Below are 21,221 nucleotides of genomic sequence, written 5' to 3'. Positions count from 1 at the left end.
GCTCCTGATCCGGGCGGAGGTTGGCGATCTTAGGGTGCGCTTAAGGAAGGGATCGGGAACGGTTAAAGGTCGAGACCAATTTCCCGCGCCGACGTCGTCGTACGGCTCCCCGGTGCCCGTTGCGCTCCGGCTCCCGCCCGTCCAGCTGGATCCAGATCCGCACCTCGGTGCCGCCGAGCATCGAGGAGCCGATGCGGACGTCCCCGCCCGTCGACTCGGCGAGCCTGCGCACGATGTCCAGCCCGAGCCCGGTCGACCCGGCGCTGCCGGAGCCGCGCCCGCGGGCCATCGCCGACTCGGGGTCGCGGATGCCGGAGCCCGCGTCGGAGACGAGCACGATCACCGCGTCCTCGCTGTTGTGCACGTCGACCGCGAAGGCCGTGCCCTCGGGCGTGTGCCGGAACACGTTGCCGAGCAGCGCGTCGAGGGCGGCGACCAGGTCGGCCCGGGCCACGGGTATCCGCACCGGCCGCTCCACCCCGGCCACCCGCACCTTGCGGCCCTCGTCCTCGGCGAGCGCGGACCAGAACCGCATCCGCTCGCGGACCACCTCGGCCGCGTCGCACCCGGCGCCGGGCCCGGCCGCCACGGTCTGCGGCTTGGCCTCGCGCGCGGTCCGGATGATCGTGTCGACCTCCCGCTCCAGCTGCGCGACGGCGGTCCGCGTCTGCTCGGCGGCGGGCCCGTCCCCGAGCGAGGCCGCGTTCAGCCGCAGCACGGTGAGCGGCGTACGCAGCCGGTGCGACAGATCCGCCGCCAACTCCCGCTCGTTCGCCAGCAGTTGTACGACCTGGTCGGCCATGGAGTTGAACGCGACCGCCGCGAGCCGCAGTTCGGTCGGCCCCTCCTCGGGCACCCGCGCCCCCAGCTTCCCCTCCCCCAGTTCGTGCGCGCCCTCGACCAGGCGCTGCGCGGGCTGCACCATCCGTACGCCCAGCCGGTCGGCGACCGCGACGGAACCGACGATCAGCGCGAGGCCGACCCCGGCGAGCACCGCCCAGGCCGTGCCCACACCGTTGCTGACCTCGGACTCCGGGACGTAGACCTCGACGACGGATATCTCGCCGGAGCTGAGCGCCACCGGCTGGAGCAGGACGGAGCCGCCGGGCACCTCGGTGGTGGAGGCGCGACCCAGCTTCCGTACGGTCGCGATGTCCTTGCCGGCGGCGCGCCGCAACCCGATGTCGAGGGCGGCCTTCCCGTCCCCCGCCGGTATGTGGACGGCCATCCCGGAGTCCGCGCCCGCGGAGGCGACGACCTTCTCCAGCTGGTCCCGGTCCGTGGTGATGGACAGCGCGGGGGCGACGGCGGCGGCCTCCCGCTCGGCGTTCGAGAAGGCGCGGTCGCGGGCCATCTCCTTGATGACCAGGCCGAGCGGCACCGCGAAGGCGACGACGACCATCGCCGCGATCGCCAGACAGACCCTGACCAGCGCCCACCTCATCGCGGTGACTCCGCTCCCGGTGGCTCCAGCTTCACGCCGACGCCCCGCAGGGTGTGCAGATAGCGCGGCTGAGCCGCCGTCTCCCCCAACTTCCTTCGCAGCCAGGACAGATGGACGTCGATGGTCTGGTCGTCGCCGTACGACTGCTGCCACACCTCGGCGAGGAGTTCCTTGCGCGGTACGACGACACCGGGGCGCCCCGCGAGGAAGGCGAGGAGGTCGAACTCGCGCCGGGTGAGGTCGAGTCGGACGCCGTCCAGCTCGGCCTGGCGGCGCAGCGGGTCGACGGTGAGACCGCTGACGCGGATCACCGTGGACGGGGGTGCCTCGCCGGTGGCGGCACGGGAGCGTCGTAGGACCGCGGACATGCGGGCGGAGAGATGGTCGACCGAGAAGGGCTTGGTGAGGTAGTCGTCCGCGCCCGCGTTGAGCAGCCGGACGATCTCGCTCTCGTCGTCCCGGGCCGTGGCGATGATCACGGGGACATCCGTGATCCCGCGCAGCATCTTCAGCGCCTCGGACCCGTCCAGGTCGGGCAGTCCGAGGTCCAGGATGACCACGTCGAAACGGAAATGGGCGACCTCTCGCAGCGCCTCAAGTGCCGTACCGACACTGCGCACCGTGTGCGCGGCATCGGTCAGATGCCGGATGAGGGCCGAGCGCACGAACTGGTCGTCCTCGACCACGAGCACACTTGCCATGCGCCGCACCGTACGCCATGCGGGCGACCCGCATCCGGGCCTGTGGACAACTCCCGCCTGTGGACAACCGGTGGGAGATCGACGGGACACCTGTGGGGCGCGTGAGGCAGTATGGCGGCGATGCCCAGAGGACTCGTCAACGGATTCGTGCACGTGCTGGCCTGGTCGCTCGCCACCGGCGCGGCCGTCACGCTGTCCTGGTGGGGCGTCCACACGGTCATGACCGGCACGGCCTACGACCCGCCGCGCGCCCTGCCCATCACGGCGGCCGGCCCGACCGCGCAGGCGGCTCAGCCACCGTCCTCGGCACCGGTGCGGGCCGAGTCCTCGCCGAGCCCGACGAGCACCCCGACGCCGACGCGCAGTCCCAGCCCGACCCCCACGAAGACGACGACGGCGAGCCCGCCCCCCTCTCCCTCCACCACCGGCCAGGTGAAGAGCTACGCCACGGACGGCGGGCGGGTGGTGCTCGAACTCGACACCTCCCCGGCCTATGTGGCGCTCGTGTCGGCGACACCGGGTACGGGCTGGTCGATGCAGGTGTGGAAGACGGACTCGTGGCTCCGGGTGGAGTTCACCAAGGACACGGACAAGGTGTCGGTGATCTGCACGTGGCATGACGGGGCGCCGCGGGTGGACGTGGGCAACTACTGAGTTCTCCGGGTGCGTTGCTCCGGGTGCGTTGCTCCGGCTGAATTGCTCCGGCTGAATTGTTCCGGCTAGCGGAACACGGATGGGGGCGGTGCCGGTGAGGCGACCGCCGCCGCGTCCGTCACGGGTACGGCTCCGCCGGTGAAGTCGGTGAGTTCGCGGCCGTGTTGGAGCCGGCCCGGGTGCGGGTCGGAGGCGGCGCGCCGGGTCAACTCGGCGAGCGGCAGCGGGTGGTCGGAGGCGACGAGCACCGCGTTGCCGAACCGCTTGCCGCGCAGCACGGTCGGGTCGGCGATCAGCGCGCGTTCCGCGAACCGGGCGGCCACGGTGGCGATTTGGCCGCGGAGGTGGGCGAGCGGGGGGCCGTCGGCGAGGTTGGCGGCGTAGAACCCACCGGGTTTCAGCGCCCGGCGCACCTCGTCGAGGAATTCGGTCGAGGTGAGGTGGGCGGGCGTACGGGCTCCGCTGAACACATCCGCCACGACGAGATCGGCCCACCCCTCGGGCACCTTCGCGAGCCCCCCGCGGGCGTCGGCCGACCGCACCCGGATCCGCGCGTTCGGGTCCAACGGCAGCTCCCGCCGGACCAGTTGGACCAGCGCCGCGTCGAACTCGACGACCTGCTGGGTGGATCGGGGCCGGGTGGCGGCGACATACCGGGCGAGCGTGAGGGCACCCCCGCCGAGGTGCACGACGTGGACGGGCTTCCCGGCCGGCGCGACGAGGTCGATGACGTGCCCGAGCCGCCGCTGGTACTCGAAGGACAGATACGCCGGGTCGTCGAGATCGACGTACGACTGCGGCGCCCCGTCGATCAGCAACGTCCAGGCACGCGCGCGTTCCCGGTCGGGTATGAGTTCGGCAAGCCCACCGTCGACGGCCTCGACGACGGCTTCGGCGGTGCCGGCACCGCCTCGCCGGGTACTCCTGGACTTTCCCATTGGCCCATTATCGGCGGCCGAGGGTGGTCCGGCGCGTTCGGCCTATGAGTCCCGGGTGGCATCAGCGCCCCAAAGGGGCGTGGGGCTGTGTCGATATGCGGCTCCGCCGCGTGGGCGCGACCAGCCCCCACCGGCCCGCAGATTGATCACCGCCGCCCGGCGGAGCTACCGGCAGCCGTCCGCCGCCTCGATCAACCGAGCCGCCTCACCCAGCGCGGCGCGCAGCACCTCCGGGTCGGTCGCCAGGTCGGCGTCCCCCGGCGGCAGGAGCCAGTCCGAGCCCTCGACGGGCGGCTCGGGGTCGGGGGCGAGGCGCAGTCCCCTGCCGTGGGTCTCCGTACACGTGCTGCCCGGCAGGTCCCACGCCGCCGCCGTGCCCGGCGGTACGAGGAAGCCGAGCGTGTCGTCGCCGTCGTCGTGCAGGACGGGGCCGACCCCGTCGCACGCGCCGCGCCGCAGGATGTCGACCGCCTCCAGGCCCTGCCGCGTCGGCACCGTCACCAGATCACAGGCCGGGTCCACGAACGGTGGCGCACTGCATTCCGCGCTCGGCATTCGAGGATCGACGCTCTGCCTGGTCTCCATCCCGGTCTCCACCACGGAACCCCTCCTTGGACGAGCGGGTCGGGAGTCGGGTGGCTCCCGGGTCCATGGAGTTCAACGCGTTGAAGCGTCAACGGCTACGGCACAAGTCAGCCGCAAAGGATGGCAGTTCATGGCAGATCCCGGATGAGATATCCGGTTTGTAGCCAAACCCTGTGTGTCGGGTCGTGCACAGCAGGTACGTTCTTGCCCGCTGGAAACAGGGCGTCACTCAACAAGTCACCCTGAATCCGGCATGGTTCGACGGTTCGCACGAGAGGACCCGGCCATGGCGTCGTCAATGGTGACCCCGTCCCCGTTCCCCCGACCACCGAGACCCAATCTCGCCTTCCGGCGGCTGCGCGGACAGCGCTCACCGGCGGAGTTCGCCGCGGCCGTACGCCGGTCCGCGCGGGAGATCGGCGAGCGGGTCAGCTGCGACGCGCGCTACGTAGGCCGCGTCGAGGCCGGCGAGATCCGTTGCCCCAACTACGCGTACGAGCGGGTGTTCCTGCACATGTTCCCCGGCCGCACGCTCGCCGACCTCGGCTTCGCGCCCCGCTCGTCCGTACGCGGACGCGGGGCGCGCACCGCCGAGGACACGCCCCCCGTACACCTCACGATCCCGGCCCTCAGCACGGATGAGGCGGCCAGGACGGGTGAGACGCGAGACGTGTACGAGCCGTATGACACGCAGGACCCGTACGACACGCACGAGAACCACGAGAACCACGAGGAGAGCGACGTGCTGCGTCGCGTATTCATGAGGGGCGGCACCGTCACGGTGGCCGCCGGCACGCTGGGCCCCCTGGGGCTCACCCTGGACGCCGTGGCAACGGAACGTTCCGTCCGCCGCCCCGGTACGAGCGAGGCGGGCGCCCTGGAAGAGGCCGTCCGCAGAATCCGGCTGCTCGACGACCGGCACGGCGCCGACGGCCTCTACCGGCGCGCGGCGGCCCCGCTGCGCGCCGCCTACGCCCTGCTCGACGCGGGCACCACCCGGCAGTCGGTCGCCGAGAGACTGCACTCCGGAGCGGGTGAACTCGCCATCTCGGTGGGCTGGTTGGCCCACGACTCCGGCCGCTTCGACGACGCCCGCTCGCACTACGCGGAGGCGCTCGCGACCGCCCGGATGACCGACGACCCCGGCCTTGAGGCACACGCCTTCTGCAATACGGCGTTCCTCGCGCGGGACGCCGGTCGGCCACGGGAGGCGGTGCGCGCCGCGCAGGCCGCGCAGCGCGTCGGACGCCCGCTGGGTTCCGCCCGCCTGATGTCGCTGCTCGCGCTGCGCGAGGCGGGCGGCTGGGCGGGGCTCGCCGACCGCACCGGCTGCGAACAGGCGCTGGCCCGGGCGCAGGCGCTCTTCGCGCGGGGGCATTCGGACGCCGACCCGGAGTGGATGAGCTTCTACGGAGAGGCCGAGTTGGAGGGGCTTGAGGCGCAGTGCTGGTCCACCCTGGGCGACTGGCCTCGCGCCGCCCGTCACGCACGGCGGGCGGCGCATCTTCAGGATCCGCACTTCACTCGGAACATCGCGCTGTACATGGCCGAGCTGGCGGATGACCTGGCGCGCGGCGGGCGGCCGGATGAGGCGGCGACGGCCGGGATGCGGGTGTTGGATCTTCTGGATCTGGTGCAGTCTTCGCGGATTCAGACGATGTTGGCGGGTACCGCGCGGGTGCTGTTGCCTCACCGGCGGGCTTCAGGGGTGTCTACGTTTCTGGACAGACACTCGGGGTTGCCTCGTACTGCGGCGTGATTCCTCCGGGGAAGCGTTGTCGTGAATCTGCCGGCCGGTGGCGGCTGGGCGCGCCCACGCGGCGGAGCCGCAAATAGACACATCCCCGCGCCCCTGAAAGAAGGGCGCCCATGCCTACGCGGTCAGATGGCCCAGGTCGTTCCAGTTCTCGATCGCCGGGTCGCCGTAGGCCCAGCCCAGGATCGACAGGGACGTGGGGTTGAGGCGTATCCGCGCCGCGAAGTCGATCGGTAGGTTCAGCCAGCGTGCGCCGATCGAGCGGAGGATGTGGCCGTGGGCGAAGACCAGGACGTCGCGGTCCTCGGAGCGGGCCCAGGTGACGACCTCGTCCGCGCGGGCGGTGATCTCGGCGAGAGTCTCCCCCTCGGGGACGCCGTCGCGCCAGATCAGCCAGTCGGGGCGTACGGAACGGATCTCCTCCGGGGTCAGGCCCTCGTAGGCGCCGTAGTCCCACTCCATGAGGGTGTCCCAAGGGGTCGCGCGGTCGCCGAAGCCGGCGAGTTCGCAGGTCTCACGCGCGCGTGCCAGCGGGCTGGTGCGGACCTCCACACCGGGGAGGCCGTCGAAGGGGGGCCGGTGCAGTCGCTCGCCGAGCACCTTGGCGCCGCGACGGCCCTCTTCGAGGAGAGGGACGTCGGTCCTGCCGGTGTGCTTCCCGGACAGCGACCATTCCGTCTGTCCGTGCCGGGCCAACAGGATGCGCGGTGCCATGAGCGACCTTTCCGGGAGAAACGAGAGGCGGGTCACTCCATCATCGCGCACCCTTGAGAAGGGCAACCCGGGGGGCGATCTCTGCGTCTTTGAGGTCCGGGGGCGCCCGAAACAGGGCGCTCACCTACGCCGTAAAGTGTTCCGACCGGGCTATCGGGAAGCCGGACCACGGGGCAGCGCTCAGAACAGAAGGGGGAGGGCGATCGGATGCCGCAGACCGAGACACCAGGCATCGAGGCGGACCGGCGAAGCCGGCTGCGCTGGTGGACCGAGCTGCCGCTGATCCTCATGGTGTACGCCTCGTACTCGGCGGGCCGGCTGCTCGCCCGGGGCGACACGGCGAGTGCCGTGGACCACGGTCTGTCGATCCTGCGGATCGAGAAGGTCCTGCACATCAACGCCGAGCACCCGCTCAACCGCCTCTTCACGCGCGAGTCCTGGATCGGCATCCCGGCGGACTTCTGGTACGCGTCGCTGCACTACCTGATCACGCCCGCGATCCTGATCTGGCTGTTCAGGTCGCGCTCCCAGGTCTACCGCGCGGCCCGCACCTGGCTGATGACGTCCACGTTCATCGGCCTGATCGGCTTCACCCTGCTCCCGACCTGCCCGCCCCGGCTGCTGTCCCCGGACTACGGCTTCGTCGACACGATGGCCAAGTACAGCTCGTACGGCTGGTGGGGCGGCGACGCGAGCGCGCCGCGCGGCCTCGGCGGCATGACGAACCAGTACGCGGCGATGCCGAGCCTGCACTGCGGCTGGGCGCTGTGGTGCGGTGTGATGCTCTGGCGCTACGGCGGGACCCGGCTGACCAAGGTCGTCGGGGTCGCCTATCCGCTGCTCACGGCGATCGTCGTCATGGGCACAGCCAACCACTATCTCCTCGACGCGGTCGCGGGCGTGGTCGTGATGGGGCTCGGGTTCCTGCTGACGCCGCAGGTGATGAAGGCGGCGGACCGGCTCAGGGCGCGGTTCGAGGGACGCGGATCGCTCGTCGCGGCCCGCTCGCGTGACGCCGCTCGGGACGCTCCCCACGACGCCCCTCGTGACGCCTCTCGTGGCTCAGAAACCTCAATTGTCAGTGGCGGATGCCAGACTTCGCCGGGTGAGCGAATTCCACGGCAGCGCGAGTCACAGCTCGGTACCGGAGCCGAGCCGGGTGCCTCCCCCACGGACGCGGGGGACGGCGCTCCGGCACCGGCTCGCTGAGCTGCGGGGCCCGGACGTCCCGGCCAAGGCGCTGGACGCGCGCGCCCTCGCGGCGCTGGCCGCGAACCCGGGTTGCAAACGGCGGGCGATCCTGGACGGCGCGGGGGTGAACAAGGCGGTGCTGGCCGACGCGCTCGGCTCGCCGTCGTCCTTCGGGCAGTCCCAGTTCGCCTTCATGCGAGGCAACGCGTTCGAGGCCCGGGTCAAGGCGGACGGCGGCGCGGAGCTGCTGCGGCTGGTGCACGAGAAGCTGGACCCGGGGGCCGAGCCGCCGACCCGCGCGCGGGTGCCCGAGCTGGAGGCGATCGGCCCCGAGGGGCGCGCGGCGCGTACGGCGCTCGCGCTGCGCGAGGCCACCGAGGCCACGGCCTGGACCCTGCTCGACCACCCGATGCTCGCCCTCGACGTGGCGGGGTCGCCCGCGTTCCTGGAGCCGGACGCGGTCGTCGTGCACCCGGACGGCAGTTGGACGGTCGTGGAGATCAAGTCCTTCCCGATGCTGGACGGTTCGGCTGACCCGGCGAAGGTAGGCGCGGCGGCCCGCCAGTCGGCGGTGTACGTGCTGGCCCTGGAAGAGGTCGCGGCCAAACTGGATCCCGCTCCCCGGGTCCGCCACCGCATCCTCCTGGTCTGCCCGAAGGACTTCTCGAACCTGCCCACCGCGTCCGCCGTCGACATCCGCAAGCAACGCGCGGTCACCGGCCGCCAGTTGGACCGCCTCACCCGCATCGAGGACATCGCCGACACCCTCCCCGAGGGCACCTGCTTCGCCCCCGACCGCCCCGCCGCCGAGCTGACCGCCGCCGTCGAGTCGGTCCCCGCGGCCTACGCCCCCGAGTGCCTGGCCGCCTGCGAGCTGGCCTTCCACTGCCGCGACCACTCCCGCACCTCCGGCGCGGTCACCACCCTCGGCCGCTCCCTCCGCGCCGAACTCGGCGACCTGACCACGGTCGACGAGGTCCTGTCGGCGGCCCACGGCAAGTCCGGCGACCCGGACGACCCGACGGTGGCGGCGCTGCGGAGAGCGGCCGAGCTGCGGGCCGAGGCCCTGGAGAACGCGGCGGCACTGAGGGACGCGGCTGCGCCGCGCGGGCAGGCGCCGGGCAGCGCGGCCGGGTTGCCGATGGAGGCACTGGGAAGTGCGACGGGCGGTGGGGCGCGGTGACTGTGATCCTTTTCGGCACGGTCGCCGCCGAGGCGCGAGCCGCGACGGCGACGAACCCGTGCGCCGTCGTCGCGGGGCCGACGCACCACACGACGGCCTCGCTCCCCCGAGCCGGCGTCACCGCCACCACGCGACACGGGGTGACCCCGAGCCCCTACGCCGCCGTCGCCACCCCGGCGCGACCCGCGACGCCCGCGACCCCGGACGCCCCCGTCGCCCCGGCACCGCGCCGCCCGCCGACATCCCGCGCCCCGCACCACCCACACAGCCCACACAGCCCGCACCACCGCACCCCGCTCCCGGTCACCCACCCCAAGGGGACCCCGTGTCACTGATGTCAACTCTCGCCCGGCTGGAGGCAGTTCAGACCGGCCGCGCCCAGCCCACCGCCACCGTCCTGCACCGGCACCTCTCCGCGCGCCCCCTCGTCCTCGTGCCGCTGACCACCGCCGGTGAGGCCGGGGCGCCCCTCGGTGCGCTCGTCGGTACGGACCGGGACGCGCCGCGGCTGTTCGTCGTACCGCAGCCGCGGGACCGGGACCTCAGGTTCACGTTTCTCGCCGAACTGGCGGACGTGGTCCTGCCGTACATCGACACGTTCGCGGACGACGTGGAGGCCGCCGAGCGGAGCGAGACCGATCCGGAGACCGGGAAGCGGGTCAAGGTCGAGGTCGAACTGTGCGCGGACGCACCGCAGTTGATCGTGCCGAGTCGCGCGGGCATCGAGTTGGTACGACTGCTGGGCCGTTCGATGCGCTTCCGGCGTACGGCCGAACAGGACCCGGAGACGCCACATCCCGCACCCCCGCGCGTGCCGTTGCTCGGGCGGTGGCTGACGCACTTCGGGGAGCGGGCCCGGGTGCCCGGTTCCGCGCTGCTGCTCGCGCTCACCGAGGTCCTCGGCCGGCACTGGGCCACGGGCCAATCCAGCCTGGAGGACCAGCACTTGGCCGCGCTGCTCGCCTGGATCGACCCGCCGGACGGTGTCTCCGGCGCCGAGGCCGCGCTCGAAGCGGAGCTACGGCGGGACGCGCGGGGCCAGTTGGCATGCCCGCCGGCCGGCCCGGCCACCGACCCGGCGTTCGACAACAAGCTGCTCGCCCCCGCCATCGAGCGCTACGACCGCGCCCGTACCGCCCTCGCCGCCGCCGAGGACGGACTGGAGGCCGACGACCGGCTCGGTGAACTCACCGCCGCCGAGCGGGAGATCAGGTCCCTCGTCGCGAGCATCACCCGCCCCACCTGGGACGCGGTCTGGCACGGGCTCGACCTGCTGCGGGCACTGCCGGAGGGCGCGCACGCCGTCGACCGGTGGACCCGGGACCGCTGGTCGTTCACCGGGCACCGGGACCGGATCGTCGCCGGTGAGCCCCCGCAGCCGCGCCGCGACGACGCGGTCACCGCGGCCAACAAGCTGGCCACGCGCGAGCGTGAACAGGCCCGGCTGGATGCCCAGGAGGCCCTGGACGACCCGCTGGTGATGGCCGGGCGGCGGCTCGCCGGGGAGGCGTTCGCGGGCGAGGTCATCGATGTCGTCATGGCGTACAGCGAGGGCAAGAGCCCCCGCCCGCGCCCGCTGGTGACCGTGCGCACGGACGACCGGCCGCATCTCGGGGAGCGGGTGAAGGTGTTCCGGTCGCTCGGCGGGAAGCCGCAGTCCGCGGAGTTCGTGGGCCACGAGGAGGAGGGCGCCCTCGTCGTCCTCCGGGTCGTCGACAAGATGGGGCGCGGCAAGGAGCCGGAGACCGGTTCGCTGCCGGAGAAGGGTGACCGGATCTGCTTCACACTGTTCGAGCACGAGCAGCGGGGCGGCGCGAAGTTGCCCGACCAGGAGGAGACGCCGTGGACGCACGGGGGTCCGCCGGGCGAGGAGAACGCCGTGCAGGAGGCCGCCGACCCGGTGACCGAGGAGGACGTCCTGTGAGCGCCGACACCGTCTTCGACCCCGGTGCCGAGGCCGGCCGCGCGACCGACGCGATCCTCCGCGACACCCTGCACGGCACCGCGCGCGGTGTCGTCGTCGACTCCCCGCCGGGCGCCGGCAAGTCCACGCTCGTCGTCCGCGCGGCGCTCGAACTGGCCGACGCCGGGCGCCCGTTGATGGTGGTCGCGCAGACCAACGCGCAGGTCGACGACCTCGTCGTCCGGCTCGCCGAGAAGAACGGCGAGCTGCCGGTCGGCCGCCTCCACAGCAGCGACGCCGACCCGTACGACAAGGCACTGGACGACCTGCCGAACGTACGGAAGTCGGCCAAGGCGGGCGAGCTCGCCGGGCTCCCGGTCGTCATCTCCACGGCCGCCAAGTGGGCGCACGTCAAGGTCGACGAGCCGTGGCGGCACGCGATCGTCGACGAGGCGTACCAGATGCGCTCGGACTCGCTGCTGGCCGTCGCCGGGCTGTTCGAGCGGGCGCTGTTCGTGGGCGACCCGGGCCAGTTGGACCCGTTCGCGATCGTCGGCGCGGAGCAGTGGGCGGGCCTGTCGTACGACCCCTCGTCCTCGGCGGTGACGACCCTGCTCGCCCACAACCCCGAACTGCCGCAGCACCGCCTGCCGGTGTCGTGGCGGCTCCCGGCATCGGCGGCCCCTCTGGTCTCGGACGCGTTCTACCCGTACACCCGCTTCCGCAGCGGCACGGACCACGGCGACCGGCGGCTCAACTTCGGTGTCCCGTCGGACGGTTCGGGCCCGGACCGGGTGATCGACGAGGCCGCGGAGTCGGGCTGGGGCCTGCTGGAACTGCCCGCCCGCCACACCCCTCGTACGGACCCGGAGGCGGTGCGGGCGGTGGCGACGGTCGTACGACGCCTGCTGGACCGGGGCGGCGCGGCCACGTCCGAACGCTCACCCGACCCCACTCCCCTGACCGCCGACCGCATCGCGGTCGGCACCGCGCACCGGGACCAGGCGGCGGCGATCCGGGCGGCGCTGGGCGAGTTGGGCGTCACGGACGTGACGGTGGACACGGCGAACCGGCTCCAGGGCCGGGAGTTCGACGTCACGGTGGTCCTGCACCCGCTCTCCGGTCGCCCCGACGCCACGGCCTTCCACCTGGAGACAGGCCGCCTGTGCGTCCTGGCCTCCCGACACCGGCACGCGTGCATCGTGGTCTGTCGGGCGGGGGTCGGCGAGTTGCTGGACGACCATCCGTCCACGGAGCCGGTGCAGCTGGGGGTGACGGTGAAGTTTCCGGACGGCTGGGAGGCGAACCACGCGGTGCTGGCGCATCTCGCGGAACACCGGGTGGCGTGGAGACCGTGACCGGCCCGCTGGTCCGAACGCCGGGGGGCGCGAGACCTTGACCTGCGCCCCCTCGCGGTTCGGTCCGTGGGGTGATGAATACCGGGGCGGGCGGCTGGGCATCCAATCATGCGGTGCGGGATCGGTGCCTCGGGAGTATGCCCGGGGCCCCTTGCGCCGCCGGGGGACAATGGACGATGGTCCCGCTCGTGAGGCGGGTCATCAGTGACGTACGAGGAGGAGAAGACATGGCGGAGCACACGCCGCGTCGCAACGAATCGCGGCTACGCCCCGCACCCCTGCTCTTCGAGCCCGCACAGGCGGCCGAGGACCCGGAGCACTTCTTCGACCTGGAGTCGATGGACGATCCCCGCGCGCTGCTGGCCCGCGCGACGGAACTGACCCACGCGTTCCGCGCCGCGACCGACCGCGCGGTGGAGTTCCAGGCGATCGCGGCGGCCCAACTCGCCGACCCACGCCGCTTCGACCGGCTGACCCCGGCGGACATCGCCGAGCGCGCCGAGTGGACCGAGGACTACGCCAAGAAGATGGTCGAGTTCGGCCGGGACCTGCTGCGCGGCACAGAGGGCAGGGACAGCGGGGGCGCCGACCCGGTGTGACCTTGGGGGCTCGGGACTCGGGGCTGGGGGCGGGGCGTTTGCGGACCGGAGGCCAGGGGACTGGAGGCCGGAGGCCAGGGGACTGGAGGCTCGCGGAACGGGGACCGGAGGCCCGGGGCTCGGGGACCGAAGGCTCGGGGACCGGAGGCTCGGGGACCGGAGGCCAGGGGACTGGAGACTCGCGGGACGGGGACCGGAGGCCAGGGGCTCGGGGACCGGAGACTCGGGGACCGGAGCCCAGAGGCCAGGGCCCGAGGACCGGAGGCCAGGGGACTGGAGACTCGCGGAACGGGGACCGAAGGCCCGGGGCTCGGGGACCGGAGGCCTGGGGCTCGGGGACCGGAGGCCTGGGGCTCGGGGACCGGAGGCCTGGGGACTGGAGACTCGCGGGACGGGGACCGAAGGCCCGGGGCCAGGGCCCTGGGACCGGAGCCCAGAGGCCGGAGGCCTGGGGACTGGAGGCTCGCGGGACGGGGACCGGAGGCCAGGGGCTCGGGGACCGGAGGCCCGGAGGCCGGAGGCTAGTGGGACGGGGAGCCGGGGATCGGGAGTTCGCGGGCCGGGGTGCCAAGGACTCGGTGGATGGGAGCTGGGGGCCGTCGCCACCTTGATCCCCAGGGCCCGGAGGCTCCCGGGACGGGAGCGCGGGGATCGGTAGCTCGGGGTCAGAGGGCCAAGGGATCTGGGTCAACGACTCCTGCGGTGCGCGCAGCTCCTCGCGACGACCCGCAGATCCCGCGACGCCCCACGCCTTCGGCCGCACCCAGAACCCCGGCGGTGCCCATGCCCCCCACCGCGCCCCACCATCCCCTCAGCACCCCCAACCCCCACAACTCTCCTCCACCCCACCCGCCCCCAGAAAGAACTTCTGGCATATGCCGGTCGGGCAAGATACTCCCTCCCGCCCCCTCCTGTCCCGATTTCCGGCAACCCTCAGAGAGCGGACGCTCACGGCCGGTAGACCTGGGGGACATGAGCCGTACACAGGATGAGCCCTTTGCCGACCGCTTCGACATCTCGGGTGTCACCTCGGACGGTGCCGCCTGGCTCGCCTCGGCAGGAACGTATCCGCGCAGCACTCTCGCCCTCTGGAGGGAGCGGCCGGACGCCCCGGTCGTCCTGCCCTGCGGGTCCGCCTTCGACGTGGTGAGCGCCCCGGTGGTCTTCGGGCGGCGCATGGTCGACCGCCTGTGGGAGGAGGGGCCGGGGTCGGGGCCGGTCGCGACGCACCGGGGGCGGATGCTCCTGTTCGCCAGCCCGGGTACGGCTCAGCGGCTGCCGTCGCTGATGGGGTGGGAGGAGTGGGGCGCGCACCCCGGGGAGCACAGCCGTACGGGGTCCGTCCCGCCCTTGCTGTGTCACGGCAGGGGCGACGCGGTGACCGTCCCGGCGCTGGCCGGCGGGGCGGCGTCGGACCCGTTCGACTCGCGCTGGCTGGTCGCTCCGGACACCCGTCGGCCCTGGCTTCCCGGCGCCGAAATCCTGCTCTGGGCGGCTGTGCGGGCGGCCCGGACCGCCGTACGGATATCGATTTTTCCTCCCCCGGATCAGGATGCTAAGGTCTACGACGTCAGCAGGCGCCGCTAGCTCAGTTGGTTAGAGCAGCTGACTCTTAATCAGCGGGTCCGGGGTTCGAGTCCCTGGCGGCGCACCTGCGAAGGGCCCCTCGTGAGAACGAGGGGCCCTTTGACGTACCCGGCATACGGGAGGGATCACCCTCCCGTCCCGGTCGGCTCCCCCGGCGTGACGGTCACCGTCCACGCCCCCGAAACCGTCCGCCCCTCCACCTCCACCTTCACGTTGTCGCCGGGCACGGTGAAGCTCTCACCGAGGGAGACCGGGGCGTCGGCGAGGGGCGGGTAGACCGAGGTCTCCCAGCAGGCCTCGGTGTGCGGGTGGGCGTCGACGACCTCGATCGGGCCGTTACCGGAAGGCGCGCCGCCGCGCACCCGGTACACGAGGACACCCTGTTTGCAGGCCGTGCTGTCGTTACCGACGGAGCTGCGTGCCTCGAAGGCCAGCGCGCTGTCGGTCCCGGTGCGTACGACCGCCAGTTTGACCCCCAGGCCGAGGCCGAAGGCCGGTGATCCCGCGGCGCCGCCCGCCGGGGAAGTACCCGGCCCGGCGGCCACCGGTTCCAGGGTGAGCCGTTTCGGCGCGGTGCCCCGCACGCACACCACCTGGCGCGGATCCAGCCAGCCCAGCTTCCACTTGTGCCAGGCGAACAGGTCCGGGGAGAGGCCGAACTGGCTGCCCATCAGATCCCAGTCGCCGACGTAGGTGTCCCAGTCGCCCTTGCCGTCCACCGGCCGGTGGTAGAGGTCGGGGAGGTCGAAGACGTGGCCGGTCTCGTGGGCGAGGACGAGCCGGTCCGGCGGATGCTTCTCGAAGACCGTGACGACCCGCCGGACGTCCGTGCCGTCGGCCCGCAACGGGGTGTCCAGGTTGACGACCTTGGTCGCGTCCGAGTCCACGCCGGGCGCGTCCGGATCGGCCACGAAGTAGACGATGCCGTAGCGCGAGAAGTCGACCTGGGGGTCGGCGGCGGCGAGCGCGTCGCGGAGGTACGCGGCGCGGTTCACCGGGTTCCAGTCGCGCTGTATGGCGTACGACGTCGACGGGTGCGGCATGCGGATCCAGTTCCGCAGCGGGTGCGGGCGGAGCGTGAACCTGCCGTAGGAGGCGCGCTCGTAGAAGCGGGTGGTGGCCGGGAAGTGGTCGGCGGCGAGTTCGGCGGGGGTGGTCCGCGGGGTCGCGTCGGGGAAGGAGAGGAAGATCATCACCGCGTCGAGCGCGCGGGTGGGGCGCGGGTAGGCGGTGTTCCAGGTGTCGAGGCCCTCGGAGTGGTGGGCGTCGGTGCGCTTGAGGGCACAGGGTGTGGTCGAGAACGGCTCGGCGACCGACTGGCTGGACATGATCGAGGTCGCGGCGAGCGCGGACATCGTGGTGAACACGGCGGCGGTGCCGCGCAGTCCGGGTCGGGTGCGCCACCGGGCGAGCCCCTTGAGCGCCGTACGGGAGAGCCCCTTGAGGGGGAGCTGACACGGCACGTTGGACCTCCGGGAGCGGGTTCGCGGGACACCGACACCCAGCCTGTGATGGTTTGTTGGGGTACGCCCTGTTTATCTGCACCAGATGAGTGAGGGGGTGGCCGGGACACGCCCGGGCCGACATCCGGAAACACTCACGGAACGTCACATGTGGTCGGCCATTTGAAGAACCCGTCCAGGTGCGGGCGGAAACGATCTGCCGGAACCGGCCGTTGTTCCGGGACACTGGACAGTGGCTGGAAGGGCCGGGGGCCAACCTCTATGATCGGCACACTTTCCTGCACGGACACGGCACGGCGGCCCCCCACCCGGTCGGCCATCCCGACGAGACCCATCCGAAGATCGAGTGCACTGCGGGAGCGAGCGGTGAGCGGAACGTCCGAAGGGCCGGCGCCCGAGGCAGACCTCATCCGGCCAGCCGTCACAGAGAGTAAGGGCGAGGCATCGCCTCGTACCGAAGTCCCCGATTCCACCGGGATCCCGGATTCCCACGAGCCCCATCCGTCCCCCGGGTCCCTTGAGCCCCTCGAAGACGGCCGTCTCGGTTCCGCCTTCTCCGCGGCTCCCCTCGCGATGGCCGTCGTGGACCGCGACGGTCTGGTCGTCAGCGCGAACGACTCGTTCGGCGCGCTGCTCGGCAAGGCGGGGGCCGCGCTGACCGGGCTGGTCGCGGCCGAGCTGATGGACCTGAAGTCGGACGCGCGCACCTGGGACGCCTATCGCGAGGTGCTGCGCGGCCGGCAGGCCAAGCTGAGCTGCACCCGCCGGGTCAAGCACCCCGACGGGCACGTGCTGTGGGTGCAGGTGACCGTGGCGCCGCTGCCGGCCGAGGAGCACAGTGTGCTGCTGTCGCTCACGGACATCAGCGCCCGCCGTGAACTCCAGGCGCGACTACGGCACTTGGAGATGCACGACCCGGTGACCCGGCTGCCCAACCGCACCCTGTTCTTCGAGCGGCTCTCGGCCGCGCTGGAGGCGGAGTCGTACGAGCAGGGCGGCACCGGGCGGATCGGCCTGTGCTATCTGGACCTGGACGGCTTCAAGGCGGTCAACGACACGCTCGGCCACCGGGTCGGCGACCGGCTGCTGGCCGCGGTGGCCGAGCGGTTGACGCGGTGTGCGGACGAAGCCGGTTACGCGCGGGCGAGTTCGCCGCTGGTGGCTCGGCTGGGCGGGGACGAGTTCGCGCTGCTCGTCGAGGACTCGACCGGTACCGACCAACTGGCCGAACTCGCCGAGTCGGTGCTGAAGGCCTTGCAGGCGCCGTTCGACCTGTCCGGGCAGCGGCTGTCGCTGTCGGCGTCGATCGGCGTGGTCGAGCGGCACGCGTCCGGTACGACGGCCACCGGGCTGATGCAGGCCGCCGACACGACGCTGTACTGGGCGAAGGCGGACGGCAAGTCCCGCTGGACACTGTTCGATCCGGAGCGCAACGCGCACCGCATGACCCGTCAGGCGCTGGCCTCCACGCTCCGCCCGGCCATCGAGCGGGGTGAATTCACCCTGGAGTACCAGCCGTTGGTGGGGATGGAGAACGGACGGCTGCGCGGGGTCGAGGCGTTGGTGCGCTGGAACCACCCGCAGTTCGGCATGCTGACGCCGAATCGGTTCATCGGACTGGCCGAGGAGGACGGCTCGATCGTGCAGCTCGGCCACTGGGTCCTGGTCACCGCCTGCCGCCAGGCCCGGCGCTGGCAGCTGGACCACCCGGACGAGCCGCCGATCTTCGTGAGCGTCAACGTGGCCGTACGGCAGGTGTGGGACTCGGACCTGGTCGCGGATGTGGCGAAGACGCTGGCCGAGACCGGACTGGACCCGCGGCTGCTGCAGTTGGAGCTGACCGAGTCCGCGGTGATGGGGTCGGCGGGGCGGCCGTTGCAGACGCTCCAGGCGCTGAGCGACATGGGTGTGCACATCGCCATCGACGACTTCGGCACCGGTTACTCGAACCTGGCGTACCTGAGCCGGCTGCCGGTCTCCGTGCTGAAGCTGGACGGGTCCTTCGTGCGGGGCTTCCAGTACGAGGGCGAGGGCGTCCCGCCGAACCCGGCGGACGAGGTCATCGTCGAGGCGATGATCCAACTCGCCCACCAGCTGGGCCTGTCGGTGACCGCCGAGTGCGTGGAGACCTCGGCGCAGGCCGCCCGGCTGCGCCGGATCGGCTGCGACACCGGACAGGGGTGGCTGTACTCCCGTCCGGTGGCGCCGGATCGTATCTCCGAGCTGCTGGGGACGAAGGCCTGCAATCAGGCTTCCTGACCGGCCGTCAACTCATAGGCGTCGGCGATCAGTTCGTACGAGCGCAGGCGCAGGTCGCCGTTGTGGGCGTGGGACGTGAGCATCAACTCGTCGGCGCCCGTGCGCTTCTGGAGGTCGTCGAGTCCGGCGCGGACCTCGTCGACCGTGCCGTGGATGACGTTGGCGTTCCAGGAGGTGATGAACTCCCGCTCCATGGCGCTGAATTCGTACGCCTCGGCCTCTTCGGGGGTGGGCACGAGCCCGGGGCGGCCGGTGCGCAGCCGGACCATGTTGAGGGCGGCGGCCAGCACCTGGCGGCGGGCCTCCTTCTCGTCGTCGGTGGCGAGGGCGGAGACACCGATCAGGGCGTACGGCGCGTCGAGCACCGCGCTCGGGCGGAACGACTCGCGGTAGAGGTCCAGGGCCGGGATCGTGTTCTGCGCCGAGAAGTGGTGGGCGAACGCGAACGGCAGGCCGAGCATGCCGGCCAGGCGGGCGCTGAAACCGGAGGAGCCGAGCAGCCAGATCGGCGGGCGGTGCGGGGACTGGACGCCGCCGGGCGAGGTCGACTGGATCGGGCCGGGGACCGCGTGGATGCGGGCGTAGGGGTGGCCGGAGGGAAAGTCGTCGTCCAAGAAGCGGGTGAGTTCGGCCAGTTGCTCGGGGAAGTCGTCGGCGCCCTCGTTCAGCCGGTCGGTGCGGCGCAGGGCGGCGGCGGTGGCGCCGTCGGTGCCGGGGGCGCGGCCGAGGCCGAGGTCGACGCGGCCCGGGGCGAGTGCCTCCAGGGTGCCGAACTGCTCCGCGATGACGAGCGGCGCGTGGTTCGGGAGCATGACGCCGCCCGAGCCGAGGCGGATGCGGTCCGTGTGGGCGGCGAGGTTCGCCAGGATCACGGCGGGCGAGGAGGAGGCGACACCCGGCATCGAGTGGTGCTCGGCGACCCAGTAGCGGTGGAAGCCGCGCGACTCGGCGAGCTTGGCGATCTTCACGCTGGTGCCGAGCGCCTCCGTGGCGGTGCGGCCGGCGCCCACGGTCACCAGGTCCAGTACGGAGAGGGGTACGGGGGCGGTGCCCTGTACCGTGCCCCGGATCTCGTCGTCTGCCGCCACGGTGGGTGCCTCCTGTTGTGAGCTGTGCGGTGTGCTTCCCCGCTCGTTCTCCGCCTAACAGGAGGCTGTCTCCGCTTTATTCCCGGAGGGAGGGCTCTCGGCAGGCAGGTGGTGGTGGGGGTGTCCTCGGGGAATGTGACACTCGGGGCCCCGAGTGTCACATTCCCCGAGGACACCCCCACGCCCCGGCCCGGCTTGTTCAGCCGGCCTGTACGAGCGGTTCCTTCGTGAACAGCGCGCCCAGATCCGGCGCGTTGACCTTGCGCTCCGCCAGGCGCAGGGCCTCCCAGACCGTGACCTGGTTGGCCGTGAGGACTGGCTTGCCCAACTCCTTCTCCAGGTCCGGGATGTGGGCGGCGGTGTGCAGGGCCGTGTCCGGGAGGAGGACCGCCTCGACGTCCGGGCCGTCCACCGCCCGGGCCAGGGCGAGCACCTCGTCGTAGCCCCAGGTGCCGACCTCGGCGGCGGTGATGATGCCGGAGGCGCGCAGCGTGACCGGTTCCACTCCCCCGGCTCGCAGGAAGGCCGCGAACAGGGCCGCCACGTCGTCCGGGTACGTCGCTCCTACGGCCACCCGTCGCACCCCCAGTTCCTTCGCCGCGTGGACGAACGCGAAGGACGTCGACGACGCGGGCAGACCCGCCGACCGGGCGAGGGCGCGGACCTGGCCCTGGGCGCCCTCCCAGCCGTAGACGAAACCGCCGCTCGTGCAGGCCCAGACGACGGCCTCGGCGCCGGACATGCGGAGTTGTTCGACACCCGCCGTGAGGCGCTCGGGGGAACCCATCTCCAGGAGCGCGTCCACGCGGTGCGCGTCCTCGCCGATGTCCGTGTGGACCACGTCGAGGCGGACGTCACTGCCGAGGAGCTGTTCCATGCGCGGGTAGTCGTCCTCGGCGGAGTGGCCCGGGTAGAGGAATCCGAGTGCGGTCATGACCAGCCTTCCTGGTGTTCTTCCGGCAGTACCGGCCCCTGGCGACGGGCGGACTCTTCCCCACTGCCCCCATGGGCGTGGGAGGTGTCCCCAAGCAGCGCCTGATAGGGGCCCACGGCACGCGTACCCAGTCGACGCAGGGCTGCCCACATCGTGACCTGGTTGGCCGATATCACCGGTATGCGCAGTTCCGCCTCCAGCTGGGGGATCACGTCGTACGTCGGGAGGTTGGTGCAGCTGATGAAGAGCGCGTCGACCACGCCCTCGACGGCCTGGCGGGCCATGTCGACGACGTCGCGGTACGGCACCTTCCAGATGTGCCGGGTCAGGCCCATGAAGGCGCGGCCGGTGACCTCGACGTCGGCCTCGGCGAGGTACTCCTCCAGGGACTGGGTGACGGACACCGTGTACGGCGTGACCAGGGCGATACGGCGGGCGCCCAGTTCGGTGAGGGCGGCCAGCAGGGCGCCCGAGGTGGTCAGGGACGGGACCTCGCCGGCCCGGGTCATCGCCTCGCACATCGCGCGCTCCCCGGCGACCCCGCCGACGAAGCTCCCGGAGGTGCAGGCGTACGCGACGACCTCGGGGGCGACCGCGTTCAGCGTGCGGACCGCGTCGTGCAGCGTCTCGTGCTCGCTGACGAGCCGCGCCAGGTCGAGGCTGACCTCGACGGGCACGAACGGCGTCCGCGTGAGATGCAGCGAGATGTCGTCGGGGACCCAGCGCCACAACTCGCGGTCCAGCGCGAAGTCGAAGGGGGCGACAACACCGACACCGCGCTGCGGGCGGGGTCCGCCCAGGAAGGAAACATGCATGGCTACACCGGCCTCACCAAGAGAAACGGGGTGACAACGGTCCGTGCGG

19 protein-coding genes and 1 tRNA gene are annotated in these 21,221 nt (G+C 72.2%); 11 read left to right on the top strand and 9 right to left on the bottom strand.

Going from position 1 to position 21,221, the window contains the following annotated elements:
* Window positions 1-40 precede the first annotated feature (40 nt).
* Entirely contained in the window at window positions 41-1,444 is a 1,404-nt protein-coding gene (locus tag OG226_RS31280) for a HAMP domain-containing sensor histidine kinase (RefSeq protein ID WP_328683101.1), read from the bottom strand.
* Window positions 1,441-2,145 carry a response regulator transcription factor gene (locus OG226_RS31275; protein ID WP_329350760.1) on the bottom strand — a complete coding sequence of 235 codons (705 nt, stop codon included), beginning with the start codon at window positions 2,143-2,145 and terminating at the stop codon, window positions 1,441-1,443. The genes OG226_RS31280 and OG226_RS31275 overlap by 4 nt, the downstream gene beginning before the upstream one ends.
* A gap of 111 nt (window positions 2,146-2,256) precedes the next feature.
* Here OG226_RS31275 and OG226_RS31270 point away from each other — a divergent pair, with 111 nt between their 5' ends.
* Window positions 2,257-2,799: a hypothetical protein gene (locus OG226_RS31270; RefSeq protein ID WP_328683099.1), complete on the top strand. Its 543-nt coding sequence runs from the start codon at window positions 2,257-2,259 to the stop codon at window positions 2,797-2,799.
* Between the two features lie 65 nt (window positions 2,800-2,864).
* Here the strand turns inward: OG226_RS31270 and OG226_RS31265 are convergent, their stop codons facing one another.
* Window positions 2,865-3,737, bottom strand: a complete 873-nt coding sequence (locus OG226_RS31265) for a spermidine synthase (protein ID WP_329350758.1) — start codon at window positions 3,735-3,737, stop codon at window positions 2,865-2,867.
* A gap of 165 nt (window positions 3,738-3,902) precedes the next feature.
* A complete protein-coding gene (locus tag OG226_RS31260; protein WP_328683097.1) occupies window positions 3,903-4,337 on the bottom strand; it encodes a hypothetical protein in 435 nt (144 codons plus the stop codon).
* Between the two features lie 271 nt (window positions 4,338-4,608).
* Between OG226_RS31260 and OG226_RS31255 the strand changes: the two genes are divergently transcribed.
* On the top strand, window positions 4,609-6,081 hold the full coding sequence (locus tag OG226_RS31255; protein WP_328683096.1) for a hypothetical protein: 1,473 nt from the start codon (window positions 4,609-4,611) through the stop codon (window positions 6,079-6,081).
* 114 nt (window positions 6,082-6,195) lie between these two features.
* Here the strand turns inward: OG226_RS31255 and OG226_RS31250 are convergent, their stop codons facing one another.
* Window positions 6,196-6,792, bottom strand: a complete 597-nt coding sequence (locus OG226_RS31250) for a histidine phosphatase family protein (protein WP_329350756.1) — start codon at window positions 6,790-6,792, stop codon at window positions 6,196-6,198.
* Window positions 6,793-6,999: 207 nt separating this feature from the next.
* On the opposite strand from OG226_RS31250, the gene OG226_RS31245 reads away from it, so the two are divergent.
* The 8 genes from OG226_RS31245 (at window position 7,000) to OG226_RS31210 (ending at window position 14,677) form a co-directional block, all read left to right on the top strand.
* Complete coding sequence (locus tag OG226_RS31245; protein ID WP_329350755.1) at window positions 7,000-8,001, top strand: phosphatase PAP2 family protein; 1,002 nt, start codon at window positions 7,000-7,002, stop codon at window positions 7,999-8,001.
* The gene (locus tag OG226_RS31240) at window positions 7,952-9,166 is read left to right on the top strand and encodes a hypothetical protein (protein ID WP_329353559.1); all 1,215 of its coding nucleotides are present in this window, start codon (window positions 7,952-7,954) and stop codon (window positions 9,164-9,166) included. The genes OG226_RS31245 and OG226_RS31240 overlap by 50 nt, the downstream gene beginning before the upstream one ends.
* The gene (locus OG226_RS31235) at window positions 9,163-9,501 is read left to right on the top strand and encodes a hypothetical protein (protein WP_329350754.1); all 339 of its coding nucleotides are present in this window, start codon (window positions 9,163-9,165) and stop codon (window positions 9,499-9,501) included. The genes OG226_RS31240 and OG226_RS31235 overlap by 4 nt, the downstream gene beginning before the upstream one ends.
* Window positions 9,492-11,090: a hypothetical protein gene (locus OG226_RS31230; protein ID WP_329350752.1), complete on the top strand. Its 1,599-nt coding sequence runs from the start codon at window positions 9,492-9,494 to the stop codon at window positions 11,088-11,090. The genes OG226_RS31235 and OG226_RS31230 overlap by 10 nt, the downstream gene beginning before the upstream one ends.
* Window positions 11,087-12,427: an AAA domain-containing protein gene (locus tag OG226_RS31225; RefSeq protein ID WP_328683091.1), complete on the top strand. Its 1,341-nt coding sequence runs from the start codon at window positions 11,087-11,089 to the stop codon at window positions 12,425-12,427. Before OG226_RS31230 ends, OG226_RS31225 begins: the two co-directional genes overlap by 4 nt.
* Window positions 12,428-12,654: 227 nt before the next feature.
* The gene (locus tag OG226_RS31220) at window positions 12,655-13,026 is read left to right on the top strand and encodes a hypothetical protein (protein WP_033283808.1); all 372 of its coding nucleotides are present in this window, start codon (window positions 12,655-12,657) and stop codon (window positions 13,024-13,026) included.
* Between the two features lie 972 nt (window positions 13,027-13,998).
* Complete coding sequence (locus OG226_RS31215; RefSeq protein ID WP_328683090.1) at window positions 13,999-14,613, top strand: bifunctional DNA primase/polymerase; 615 nt, start codon at window positions 13,999-14,001, stop codon at window positions 14,611-14,613.
* Window positions 14,604-14,677 (top strand) — tRNA-Lys (locus OG226_RS31210). The genes OG226_RS31215 and OG226_RS31210 overlap by 10 nt, the downstream gene beginning before the upstream one ends.
* A 61-nt stretch (window positions 14,678-14,738) precedes the next feature.
* On the opposite strand, the gene OG226_RS31205 is transcribed toward OG226_RS31210, so the two are convergent.
* Entirely contained in the window at window positions 14,739-16,076 is a 1,338-nt protein-coding gene (locus OG226_RS31205; protein ID WP_329350750.1) for a M6 family metalloprotease domain-containing protein, read from the bottom strand.
* Window positions 16,077-16,442: 366 nt separating this feature from the next.
* On the opposite strand from OG226_RS31205, the gene OG226_RS31200 reads away from it, so the two are divergent.
* Window positions 16,443-18,335, top strand: coding sequence for a putative bifunctional diguanylate cyclase/phosphodiesterase (locus OG226_RS31200; RefSeq protein WP_329350749.1), 1,893 nt, complete (start codon window positions 16,443-16,445; stop codon window positions 18,333-18,335).
* On the opposite strand, the gene OG226_RS31195 is transcribed toward OG226_RS31200, so the two are convergent.
* The 3 genes from OG226_RS31195 to OG226_RS31185 form a co-directional block, all read right to left on the bottom strand.
* Complete coding sequence (locus OG226_RS31195; RefSeq protein WP_329350747.1) at window positions 18,323-19,423, bottom strand: LLM class flavin-dependent oxidoreductase; 1,101 nt, start codon at window positions 19,421-19,423, stop codon at window positions 18,323-18,325. The two genes, OG226_RS31200 and OG226_RS31195, sit on opposite strands and share 13 nt — an antisense overlap.
* Window positions 19,424-19,622: 199 nt before the next feature.
* On the bottom strand, window positions 19,623-20,357 hold the full coding sequence (locus OG226_RS31190; protein WP_328683086.1) for a maleate cis-trans isomerase family protein: 735 nt from the start codon (window positions 20,355-20,357) through the stop codon (window positions 19,623-19,625).
* Window positions 20,354-21,172, bottom strand: a complete 819-nt coding sequence (locus OG226_RS31185) for a maleate cis-trans isomerase family protein (protein WP_329350745.1) — start codon at window positions 21,170-21,172, stop codon at window positions 20,354-20,356. The genes OG226_RS31190 and OG226_RS31185 overlap by 4 nt, the downstream gene beginning before the upstream one ends.
* Window positions 21,173-21,221: the final 49 nt, after the last annotated feature.

The sequence above is a fragment of the Streptomyces sp. NBC_01261 genome (genome assembly GCF_036226385.1).
Classification (GTDB): Bacteria; Actinomycetota; Actinomycetes; order Streptomycetales; family Streptomycetaceae; genus Streptomyces.
This window is presented reverse-complemented; position numbering and strand designations above follow the sequence as displayed.

Coding starts and splice junctions, on each gene's coding strand:
- OG226_RS31280 (WP_328683101.1), bottom strand. CDS start 1,444: ATGAGGTGGGCGCTGGTCAGGGTCTGTCTGGCGATCGCGGCGATGGTC.
- OG226_RS31275 (WP_329350760.1), bottom strand. CDS start 2,145: ATGGCAAGTGTGCTCGTGGTCGAGGACGACCAGTTCGTGCGCTCGGCC.
- OG226_RS31270 (WP_328683099.1), top strand. CDS start 2,257: ATGGCGGCGATGCCCAGAGGACTCGTCAACGGATTCGTGCACGTGCTG.
- OG226_RS31265 (WP_329350758.1), bottom strand. CDS start 3,737: ATGGGAAAGTCCAGGAGTACCCGGCGAGGCGGTGCCGGCACCGCCGAA.
- OG226_RS31255 (WP_328683096.1), top strand. CDS start 4,609: ATGGCGTCGTCAATGGTGACCCCGTCCCCGTTCCCCCGACCACCGAGA.
- OG226_RS31250 (WP_329350756.1), bottom strand. CDS start 6,792: ATGGCACCGCGCATCCTGTTGGCCCGGCACGGACAGACGGAATGGTCG.
- OG226_RS31245 (WP_329350755.1), top strand. CDS start 7,000: ATGCCGCAGACCGAGACACCAGGCATCGAGGCGGACCGGCGAAGCCGG.
- OG226_RS31220 (WP_033283808.1), top strand. CDS start 12,655: ATGGCGGAGCACACGCCGCGTCGCAACGAATCGCGGCTACGCCCCGCA.
- OG226_RS31215 (WP_328683090.1), top strand. CDS start 13,999: ATGAGCCGTACACAGGATGAGCCCTTTGCCGACCGCTTCGACATCTCG.
- OG226_RS31190 (WP_328683086.1), bottom strand. CDS start 20,357: ATGACCGCACTCGGATTCCTCTACCCGGGCCACTCCGCCGAGGACGAC.
- OG226_RS31185 (WP_329350745.1), bottom strand. CDS start 21,172: ATGCATGTTTCCTTCCTGGGCGGACCCCGCCCGCAGCGCGGTGTCGGT.